The following is a 7,190-nucleotide window of genomic DNA, read 5'->3' as shown; positions in this document are numbered from 1 at the left end:
CGCGTCGATGATACGGCGGGTGGTCCGGCCGCCGCCGCCGGGCAACGGATCGGCCTTGACGCCCGTCATCCGGAGTTCGCCGACTGAGCGGGTCTTGTCGATGGTCGTCAGCGGAATCTGCGTGAGACCGGGCGCGTCGGCTGCGACCAGGTGCAATGCGCCGGTGGTGTCCGCCACCACGAACAGGTCGGCGTCCGCAGCGTCGAGCACGAACAATGCTGTCCCGTCCAGCCACCCGTCCCTGGCGACAACCCCGACCCCGTCCCGGACCTCCACGGCTTGGCTGACTGCGACGGCCGCCCTCGCCGCCCCGGTCGCCAGCTGCGGCAGCCACGCCTGCTGTTGGCTGTCCGACCCGCCGAGCAGGATCGCCAGCGGCGCCATCACATGCGCGCCCGCGAAATGCGCCGGCGCGACGCTGAAGCCGAGCGTTTCGGCCACCAGCGCCGCTTCCAGCAGGCCAAGGCCCATCCCGCCGAATTCCGCGGGGATGATAACCCCCGGCACGCCGAGATCCGCCAGGCCCGCCGCGACATCGGGGCTGCAGGGCTTCGCGGCGGCGGCGATATCTCGCACATGGCGCAGCGGGGATTGCTCCGCGAGATAACGGGCCACGGCGTCCTGCAGCATGCGCTGCTCGCTCGAAAGACCGAATTCCATTAGGAGCGGCTCCCTTCCGTGGTGGGCTTCGGCTCACGCGGCATGCCGAGCCCCCGTTCGGCGATGATGTTCTTCTGGATCTGCGCGGTGCCCCCGCCGATGATCAGGCCAAGCTGGAACATGTAGGCCTGCTGCCAGCTGCCGTGGGAGCGCAGGTGCGGGCTGCCGTCGTAGAGCACGCCGAGCTCGCCAAGGGCGTCGATCGCCAGCGCCGATATCTGGTGGGCCAGCTCGCAGGACTGTAGCTTGACGATCAGCCGCGCGAGCCCCGCTTCGCCGCCGTTCGCCGAGGCGCTCAGCACGCGAAGCCCATTGAATTTCATCGCCGCGAGTTCCGCCTGCAGCCGCAGCAGACGATCTCGCAGGATCGGGTTGTCCATGATCCGGCCATCGCCGGCTGTCTCAGTCCGCATCAGCTCCGCCAAGGCAAGGAAGCGGCTTTCGAGCTGGCCCGGGTCCCCCAGCATTCCGCGTTCGTGCTTGAGGGTGGCGTTGGCGACGAACCAGCCCTGCCCGCGCTTTCCCACGATCTGGGACTTCGGGACGCGCACGTCGGTGAAGAAGGTCTCGTTGAACTCGGCGTGCCCGGTCATGGTCACCAGGGGGCGAACCTCGATCCCCGGCGTTTTCATCGAAAAGATCAGATAGCTGATTCCGTCGTGCTTTCCCTTGTCCGGCTCGGTGCGCACGAGGCAGAAAATCATGTCAGCCTCGCGGGCCGTGCTGGTCCAGATCTTCTGGCCATTAATGACGAAGTCGTCGCCATCCTCCGTTGCGCGCGTCTGAAGGCTGGCGAGGTCGGACCCCGAGCCCGGCTCGGAGTATCCCTGACACCAGATAACCTCGCCGTGGATCGTCGGCCCGATCCACTGGCGCTTCTGATCTTCCGTCCCCAGTTCCAACAGCGTCGGAACCAGCATCGAAATGCCCTGGTTCTGTAGCCCCGGTGGGACGCCGGCACGGGCGAATTCCTCGCCGATGATGCGGGACTTCAGGATGTCCGGCGCGGCCCCATACCCTCCATATTCCTTCGGGATGGTCCGCGCGGCGTAACCATGGGCGATCAACAGTTTCTGCCAGGCTACCGCTTCTGCTGAGGGCCGCTGCGCAGCCCCGCCGCCCTTGGGGGCGGCATGGCGGTGGGCCTCAAGGAAGTCGAGCGCTTCGCGCCGAAAAGCCTGGTGTTCGGCGCTGTAGGTGAGATCCATCAGCCTGTCCTTTCGAGAGGATCGTGGCGCTTTAGCGGGGCGCAGCTCATGGCGCGACCTGTTCGGATGGCTGGAAGCAAGGCAGGCGGAAGCCGTCTCCAAGCTCTCGGAAGACCAGTTCGACGGGGATGCCCAGGTTCAGTGTGTTGCGGTCGCAGTTCAGCAACCGGCTCGCCATCCGCACGCCTTCGTCGAGCTCAACCAGCGCTGCGACATAAGGGATTTCCGTGGCGAAGGCGGGATGAAGCGCCTGATGGGTGACGGTCCACGAATAGAGACTGCCGGTCCCGCGGACGGGCGTCCAGGCGAAATCTGGAGACCCGCATCGCGCGCACATGTAGCGCGGGAGGAACCGCCAGGCGCCGCAGTCCGAACAACGCTGGAATCGCAGCCGCCCATCCTGGCATTGCTGCCAGAAGGCCTCGTCCATGGGATCCTGGGTCCTGGGAAGCGGCGCGGGAACGGTGGGAGGTTGCATGGGTGTCAGTTCCTCAAGATCGCCAGACTGCCGTCACCGAGATCGCCCCATCCGGTGACCAGGCCGATACTGGCCCCCGGCACCTGTCGCGCACCGGCGTCGCCGCGAAGTTGGCGCACGGCTTCCAGCACATGATTGAGTCCCCAGACGTGGGCTTCGCTAAGCAGACCGCCATGGGTGTTCAGGGGATAGCGACCGCCGAGCTGGATCTGGCCGTCTTTCACAAAGTCGTAGATGCCGCCGGGCGCGCTGAACCCCAGCGCTTCCAGCTGCAGCAGCACGACATAGGTGAAGCAGTCGTAGACCTGCAGGAAGTCCATGTCGCTGGCGGTGACGCCGGCCATCTCGAAGGCTCGGGGCGCGGCGTAGGACAGGCCGATCTTGAGCATGTCGGGCCGGGAGGGAATGTCATCTGCCGGATAGGGGTGGCCTTCCGCTGCGCCGGCGATCAGCACGGGCCGGTGCGGCATGTCGCGCGCCCGCTCGGCGCTGGTGACCACAACCGCGCAGGCGCCATCCGTCTCGAGGCAGCAGTCGTACAGGCGGAAGGGCTCGGAAATCCACCGCGCGCCCAGGTAGGCGTCCATGTCCAGAGGTTGGCCATAGGTCACGGCCCGTGGGTTGAGCTGGGCGTGCGCACGGCAGGCCAAGGCCACCTCGCCCATCGCCTCGTCGGGCACCCCGTAGAGGTGCTTGTGGCGCATCGCGATCCAGGAATACATTTGTGCCGGCATCATCACGCCGTAGGGCATGTAGAAACCCTGGATGGTGCGGGTCAGCGTGTTCATGTTCATGGCCCGCTGCGGCGGCCGGCCCGGCTTTGGACGAAGCGCGGAGTAGCCATTCCACCCCAGCACCACGAGGACGTTGTCGGCGACGCCGGCAGCAACGGCTGTTGCGGCGTTCTGCAGCGCTGTGGTGGGGCTAGCTCCGCCCATATGTACGGTGGAGGCGTACCGCAGCACATCGACACCAAGGTTGGCGGCAAGCTCCTCGGACGACGTGTAGATCGGAGGCGGCACCATCCCGTCAATCTGCGAGGGCTTGAGCCCCGCGTCGGCGATGGCCTTGCGGGCCGCCTCCAGCATCAGGTCCACGGCGGTGCGTTCCGAGCCTTTGACGTATTCGGTCTCGCCGATGCCAACGATGGCGGCCTTGTCGCTGAAACTCACGGCTCTTTCCTGTCTTTCGAACATCGGCGAAGCGTTACGATCTGAAGACTGTTGCTCTAGGTGGGCGGGATCAGGCACGAGTGGATGGACTCATCTCCGGTCACCTGACGCGCCAGCGTCCGGATGGCCAGTTCGGCGTCCTTCAACTCGAAGTCGTGAGTGTGCATCAGCTCAAGTGGCAGCGACCGTGCCTCGATCAGGTCGATGGCCTTTCGGTATCCCGACGAGGTCACGCCGATCGCCCCCTTGATGGTGATCTCCTTGAAGACGATCAGGTCTGAGACAAAGTCCGGTATTGGCTTGAAGCCCTTCACCCCCGCCAGGACGATCGTACCGCCGGGACGCACATAGCTGAGGGCTTCGCGCACCGGGTCGGTGGCGTAGGAGGTCACCTCCACGACGACATCGGCGCCACGCCCGCCGGTGAGTTCCTTGATGCGTTCGATGGCGTTCTCGTTCTGGACATCGATCGTATGGTGCGCCCCGAAGATCCGGGCGAGGTCGAGCTTGCGGGCGTCGGCGGCCATGCCCGTCACGATGATCTTCCCAGCACCCGCCTGCCGCGCGGCGATGACGCTGGCCAGACCGCGCTGGCCCGGTCCCAGGATGACGATAGTGTCGCCGACCTGGGTCTGAGGGATCTCCACCGCCCAGCGGAACCCGGCCCCCAGCGGGTTGAACATCACCGCGAGCTCGGGCGGCAAGGTCTTGTCCATCTTGTGAACGATCGTGTTGGGGGCGAGGTACATGTACTGGGCATAGGCGCCCCAGAGCCCCGGCATGTTCGATAGCGGAATGTAGGAATAAATCTGCCGGTCGGCGCAGAGGTGGTAGCGGCCGCCCAAGCAGGTGTCACAGCTATGACAAGACAGCATGGTCTCGACGGCGACCCGATCGCCGACATCGACGCCCCAGCGGCGCGCGGCCTTGTCACCGATCGCCTCGATGATCCCTACGGGCTCGTGCCCGGGGATCACCGGCATCGGCGTTTTCAGAACCCCCTCGAATTGCTCATAGTCGCTGCCACAGATCCCGCAGGCCTCGATCCTCAGAATCGCGCTGTCGGCTTCGATATCGGGGATCGGCAAGTCACGCATTTCAAGCGTGCGCGGCGCCGTCTGAACCATCGCAAAGGTCTTGGCGGGAATCACGAGCTTCGCCTCCAGCTGCGCAGCAACAAATCATAACACATATATGTGGCGGAAAACGTATATCTGTTATATCCCCATCTAGGCAAGGACCTTCGATCAGCTTCCGCAGGCTCACGCCCTCAGCCCTTCCCAATGGAATGAACCCAATGACCGCCGACGCCCCGAGGATCGACCTTCTGAGTCTGGAAGAGGCGGCGAACGCGGCCGGGTCGGCGGGGATTTCTGAACAGATGGCGCCGCTCAGCGTGTTTCGCGTCCTCCTGCGGCATCCCGCGGTGGCGGGCGAGCTTGCCTCCACGCTCACTACCCTCCTCTTTCGAGGCAACAAGCTCGACGCCCGCCTGCGCGAACTGATCATCATGCGGATCGGCTGGAGGACCGGCTCCGCCTATGAGTGGACCCAGCACTGGCGGGTGGCCCGCGGGCTCGACATTCCCGAGGCCGACCTGGCGGCTTCCCGTGACTGGCGGGGAGCCGCGAACCTGTCGGAGGCCGACAGGGCTGTGCTGCAGGCCACCGACGACACGCTCGATCAGGGCATGATCTCGGACGCCGCCTGGGAAGCCTGCTGCCTCCACCTGGCGACGGACGCCGAGCGCATTGAGCTGGTGGTTGCGATCGGCAACTGGACCATGTTCTCCCAGCTCCTGAAGAGCCTGCGCATTCCGCTGGAAAACGGTGTCGAGGCCTGGCCGCCGGATGGCCAAGCGCCACGAACCTGAGTGTCCCACCCCATAGAGCCGGAGTTTCCATGACACGCATACCGATTTCGTCCGATCTCGTCGGGTTGGAGCTCCCCGCCACCACCCAGACCTGGACCTCCAAGGACACCATGCTCTACGCCCTGGGCGTCGGCGGGCGGCCGGCGGAAGACCTGGACTTCATCTATGAAGGCCGCGGCCCGAAGGTTCTGCCGACCTATGCCGTGATCCCGGGCGGCGGCGCCTTGGGGGGTCTGATGCGCACCGTCGACATGCGTCTGGAGATGCTGCTTCATGGCGAACAGTCCATCGAGCTGTTCCGGCCCCTCCCCCCCGAAGCCAGCGTCGAGGTGAGCGGTCGCATCACCGAGGTCTGGGACAAGGGAAAGGCTGCCGTTCTGGGCGTCGAGGGCGTGGCCCGCGACGCCGACGGCGACCTTTTCCGGACCCACGCCACGCTGTTCGTCCGCGGCGCGGGCGGTTTCGGCGGCGAGCGCGGTCCCTCGGGCGGAGATAGCGCCGCGCCCGACCGGGCCCCGGATATTACGGCCAGCTTCCAGACCCGTCCCGAACAAGGCGCGATCTACCGGCTGTCGGGCGATCGCAACCCCATCCATATCGACCCGGCGTTCGCTAGGATGGGCGGGTTCGACGCGCCCTTCATGCACGGGCTGTGCACCTACGGCATTGTGGGTCGCGCCATCCTGCGAGAGCTATGCGCCGACGATCCGGGCGCCTTCCATTCCTTCCAGGGCCGGTTCGCTGACCGGGTGCTGTATGGGGACACTATCGTCACCAAGATCTGGCGCACAGGCGACGGCGAGGCCATCGTGCAGGGCGAAACCGCAGACGGCCGTATCGTCCTGTCTCAAGCCAGGGCGAAATTCGCAGTCCCAGCATAGGCATCGACATGTCGCCCTATCCTCACCTGCTGTCACCGCTGAACCTGGGGTTCGTGACGCTCCCGAACCGCACGCTGATGGGCTCGATGCACACCGGCCTTGAAGAGGCGCCGGATGGATACGATCGGCAGGCTCGGTTCTTCTCCCGACGGGCGCAAGGCGGCGCGGGTCTGATCGTAACCGGTGGCGTATCGCCCAATGAGGCTGGCCGGCTGGGCCGGAACGGCGCGGTGATGCGCGAAGCCGTCGTGGCAGGACACGCCCGGATCACGACCGCTGTGCGCCAGTCCCGCGGGCTCATCGTGCTGCAACTCCTCCACGCCGGCCGCTATGCGCGTCACGACGGCCTCGTCGCCCCGTCACCGATCGCCTCGAGAATTAACCCGCTGACGCCGCGCGAGCTGACCGAGGACGAGATTCTCCTTACGATCGAGGACTTCGCGAACGCCGCGATGCTTGCCAAGGAGGCTGGCTACGACGGGGTGGAGATCATGGGTTCGGAAGGTTACTTGCTGAACCAGTTCCTGGCGCCGCGGACCAATCAGCGCACTGATCGCTGGGGGGGCTCTGCAGCCAATCGCCAGCGGCTGCCTGCCGAGATCGTCCGGGCGGTCCGCGCTCGTTGCGGTGAGGAGTTCATTCTCGTCTACCGGCAGTCGTTGCTCGATCTTGTGGAGGGCGGCAGCACCTTCGACGAGGTGGTCGATCAGGCCAAGACGGTCGCGGCCGCCGGCGCGAACCTGGTCAATACAGGGATCGGCTGGCACGAGGCGCGGATCCCCACCATCGCCCACATGGTGCCCCGCGGAGCTTTCGCGTGGGCCGCGGCACGGCTCAGGTCCCATCTCAACTTGCCGGTCGTGGCGTCGAACCGGATCAACACCCCGGAGCTTGCCGACCGCCTCATCGCCGACGGCA

8 protein-coding genes are annotated in these 7,190 nt (G+C 65.9%); 3 read left to right on the top strand and 5 right to left on the bottom strand.

Translation table 11 applies throughout. The features are described 5' to 3' along the window. The 5 genes from Q8K84_RS02725 to Q8K84_RS02705 form a co-directional block, all read right to left on the bottom strand. The coding region (locus Q8K84_RS02725) for an acyl-CoA dehydrogenase family protein (protein ID WP_305280474.1) at nt 1-660 on the bottom strand (660 nt) is incomplete at its 3' end. Beyond that, nucleotides 660-1,868: an acyl-CoA dehydrogenase family protein gene (locus tag Q8K84_RS02720; protein ID WP_305280472.1), complete on the bottom strand. Its 1,209-nt coding sequence runs from the start codon at nt 1,866-1,868 to the stop codon at nt 660-662. The genes Q8K84_RS02720 and Q8K84_RS02725, both read right to left, overlap by 1 nt. Before the next feature lie 46 nt (nt 1,869-1,914). Beyond that, nucleotides 1,915-2,346, bottom strand: a complete 432-nt coding sequence (locus Q8K84_RS02715; protein WP_305280470.1) for a Zn-ribbon domain-containing OB-fold protein — start codon at nt 2,344-2,346, stop codon at nt 1,915-1,917. Between the two features lie 5 nt (nt 2,347-2,351). After that, nucleotides 2,352-3,518, bottom strand: coding sequence for a transporter (locus Q8K84_RS02710; protein ID WP_293682127.1), 1,167 nt, complete (start codon nt 3,516-3,518; stop codon nt 2,352-2,354). 56 nt (nt 3,519-3,574) lie between these two features. Beyond that, nucleotides 3,575-4,669, bottom strand: a complete 1,095-nt coding sequence (locus Q8K84_RS02705; RefSeq protein WP_012274981.1) for a zinc-binding dehydrogenase — start codon at nt 4,667-4,669, stop codon at nt 3,575-3,577. Nucleotides 4,670-4,815: 146 nt separating this feature from the next. Between Q8K84_RS02705 and Q8K84_RS02700 the strand changes: the two genes are divergently transcribed. From Q8K84_RS02700 to Q8K84_RS02690, 3 genes are all read left to right on the top strand, one after another. Further along, on the top strand, nt 4,816-5,391 hold the full coding sequence (locus tag Q8K84_RS02700) for a carboxymuconolactone decarboxylase family protein (RefSeq protein WP_305280461.1): 576 nt from the start codon (nt 4,816-4,818) through the stop codon (nt 5,389-5,391). A gap of 29 nt (nt 5,392-5,420) precedes the next feature. Further along, complete coding sequence (locus tag Q8K84_RS02695) at nt 5,421-6,272, top strand: MaoC/PaaZ C-terminal domain-containing protein (protein ID WP_012274983.1); 852 nt, start codon at nt 5,421-5,423, stop codon at nt 6,270-6,272. A gap of 8 nt (nt 6,273-6,280) precedes the next feature. Further along, nucleotides 6,281-7,190 (top strand): 2,4-dienoyl-CoA reductase FMN-binding domain-containing protein (locus tag Q8K84_RS02690; RefSeq protein WP_305280452.1); only part of this gene is annotated, 910 nt, incomplete at its 3' end.

The organism is Phenylobacterium sp. (genome assembly GCF_030679875.1).
Classification (GTDB): Bacteria; Pseudomonadota; Alphaproteobacteria; order Caulobacterales; family Caulobacteraceae; genus Phenylobacterium.
Note: the sequence above shows the minus strand (reverse complement) of the source record. Positions and strands in the feature narration are given on the sequence as shown.